The organism is Streptomyces sp. NPDC104367 (genome assembly GCF_055583825.1).
Genome location: NZ_JBVJND010000088.1, coordinates 1 through 2,586, shown reverse-complemented (window position 1 = coordinate 2,586; position 2,586 = coordinate 1). Strand labels below are relative to the sequence as shown.

Sequence of the window (2,586 nt, the reverse complement as noted above, 5' to 3'; positions counted from 1 at the left end):
CACGACGGCGCAGCTCAAGCGGGTAACGGGAGGGTCGTGCCATGACTCAATCCTTACATGGAATCGAGCCTCCACCCGACCCGGGGCGGTTCAATAGGTGTCGGTATCACGCTCGCGGCAGCGCTGTCAGGGATCATCGCCACGCCGTTGCTCGCGCTTGGCCTCGGCGCTGTTGCCCCAGCGGCGATGGCCAAGATCGGACGGTATGCGCTGGCTGCTTTGGACCCGGTTCCGCCGAGTGCCAGCGAGGGAGAGGAGTGAGCGAGATGGCTCCGGGTAGCGAGGGCTGGCGCCGACTGCTGGTCGCCTTTTCCGACGCCGCACCGTCCTTTCGCGTCGCCAGCCGAGTTGCGGATGGAAGCCGGGCACGGCGCCTTCTTGTGGCGTTCTCCGACGCATCGCCAGCCTTCCGGCCGGCGTGGCCGGGGAACTCTTCGGCCAGTGCAGATCAGGCTCAGGTCCTTCAGCAGTCTGAGTCTTCCGGCCGTCCCGCTGATGGCGCGACCGGCATCCCTGCGCGTCCTCGTCAGCCCCTGGTGCTATGCCTGGATACCTCTCTTTCTATGGCGGGAACACCGATCCGTGCGCTCAACGCTGCACTGGACGAACTGACCGCAGAGCTGCGCAGTGATCCCTTCCTCCGCTCCACTTTCGAGGTTGCCGTCGTGAGCTTCGGTGGGCAGGGGGCAACTGCATGGCGGGGCGCACACCCTCTGCCGCGGCAGACGTTGGTGAGCCCCTTCGTCCGTGCTGATCTCTTTGAGCCACCCCACCTCATAGCGTCAGGCCCGACGCCGATGCACGAGGCGTTGGAATTGACCGTCCGCATCGTGGGCGCCCGTGCGGCTGAGCTGCGGGACGCTGGGGTTGCGTTCCACATGCCGATGGTTCTCCTGGTGACCGATGGGCAGCCGACCGACGCGGCGGGGTACCTTTCGGAATCATGGCGGGCGCTGGCCACCACGCTGGCTGATGAGCAACGGGCCCAGCGGCTCAGGCTCTACGCGATCGGGATGGGCCGCATCGACGACGCGGGCTATGAGGTGCTGAAGGCTCTGGCTCCGGACTTCCACGCCCGGCTCCCAGGATTCCCGTTCCGGGAGCTGTTCCAGATGGTTTCGGCCGGTGCCGGCATCATGCAACAGGACGACGGGGACGACTTGCATGCCGAGATCTTCTCCCAATTCAAGAGTGCGTGGGAAGGCAGGTAGCGACCAGACGCGGTCGGGCTGACAGATCACCGCCTCCTTCCAAGGGTTGTCCCGTACTGAGCTGCCGCCTCGTGCTGTTGCCCGGCTGTGCCCTGAGTTGTGGGGTGGTCGTTGATCCAGGTGAGGCCGCCGAGGTCGAGGTGGTGGCGGGCGCGGGTGACGGCGACGTAGGCGAGGCGGGCGTCGGTGTCGCTGACGGGTTCCGGGACGGGGCGGCCGTGTGCGTCGGTCTGGTCGGTGTCTTTCGGTGGTGGGAAGTCGTTGCCGATCTGGACGGTGGGCCATTCGCGGCCCTTGGCGCTGTGTGCGGTGGAGACGGTGACGTCGGCGTGGTTTTCGTCGGTGAGTTGGTGGACGGCGGTGAGGATGGTGTCGGTGCCGTGGGTGTCGACGAGGTCGACGAAGGGCTGGAGGTCGCGTCCGGCGGGGTCGTGGGCTGCGTAGTCCTGCAGTTCGCCCCAGGAGGGGAACAGGACGAGTTCGGGGTGCGTGGTGCGGCGGCCGTTTTGGAGGTCACGGGCGGCGAGGGCGAGTTGGGTCAGCTGCTGCCCGCCGCGGGTGAGGGCGACACGGTGGCCGGCGGAGAGCAGGCGCATGACCTCGGCCATGGCGCCGATGTTGGTCCGGCACAACACCGCATCGGGCCGGGTCAGGCTGCCGACCTCGGTGCCGAGATCCTCGCTGCCGGTCAGGCGGATGGGGGCGTCGGCGAGGGCGAGCCACCGGTTGGCTTCCTTGGCGATGAGTGGGCCGAAGCGGAACGAGCGGGTGAGAGTCATGGGAGTGGCGTCGAAGCCGGTCATCACGTCGCGCGCGCCGCGCCAGCCGTAGATGGCCTGGGCGGAGTCGCCGACCACGACGAGCTGGGCGTGGCTGCGCTGGGCGGTGAAGACCTCCTCTAGCACGGGGTTGGTGTCCTGCGCTTCGTCGAGGAAGAGGAAGTCGGCTTCGATCCTGGGCCCGGTCAGGGCCCACATCTTCAGGTAGTGATCGTGTTCGAAACGGACGACACCTTCTTCGGGGTGGTGCAGATCGGCCCAGGCCTTGGCCGCGAACGGCAGCACCTCCTGCGCGAGCTGCGCCTGTTCGCCGGGGCTGTTCAGGCCGCGCAGGCGCGGTACGTGGTGGTCGGCCAGGGCTCGGTCGGCGGAGTAGCAGTAGCGGGTCACGGTGCGCAGCACGGTGTGGGACAGCAGCCGGGGGCCGATCTCGTGGGCGCCGATGCGGACCGGGCGGGTGATGCCGAGTGCCTGGCCGGTCTTCCAGGCTGGCTGGCGGGGGGGGCCCTGACCCTGGAGTTTGGACACCGGAGAGACTTGGATCTTGATGGTCCAGGAGAACGGAGTCCCTGTGGGGATGAAGCATTACCCCGCCG

At 67.9% G+C, this 2,586-nt stretch carries 3 protein-coding genes; 2 read left to right on the top strand and 1 reads right to left on the bottom strand.

Features of this window, described 5'->3' with window-relative positions; genetic code table 11:
* Positions 1-57 precede the first annotated feature (57 nt).
* Both ACZ619_RS45750 and ACZ619_RS45745 read left to right on the top strand, forming a co-directional pair.
* Positions 58-261, top strand: coding sequence for a hypothetical protein (locus ACZ619_RS45750; protein ID WP_469611979.1), 204 nt, complete (start codon positions 58-60; stop codon positions 259-261).
* Positions 262-266: 5 nt separating this feature from the next.
* Positions 267-1,211 (top strand): vWA domain-containing protein, encoded by a 945-nt coding sequence (locus ACZ619_RS45745; RefSeq protein WP_469611981.1) that lies wholly within the window; start codon positions 267-269, stop codon positions 1,209-1,211.
* 26 nt (positions 1,212-1,237) lie between these two features.
* On the opposite strand, the gene ACZ619_RS45740 is transcribed toward ACZ619_RS45745, so the two are convergent.
* Positions 1,238-2,518 (bottom strand): UvrD-helicase domain-containing protein, encoded by a 1,281-nt coding sequence (locus ACZ619_RS45740; protein WP_469611977.1) that lies wholly within the window; start codon positions 2,516-2,518, stop codon positions 1,238-1,240.
* Positions 2,519-2,586: the final 68 nt, after the last annotated feature.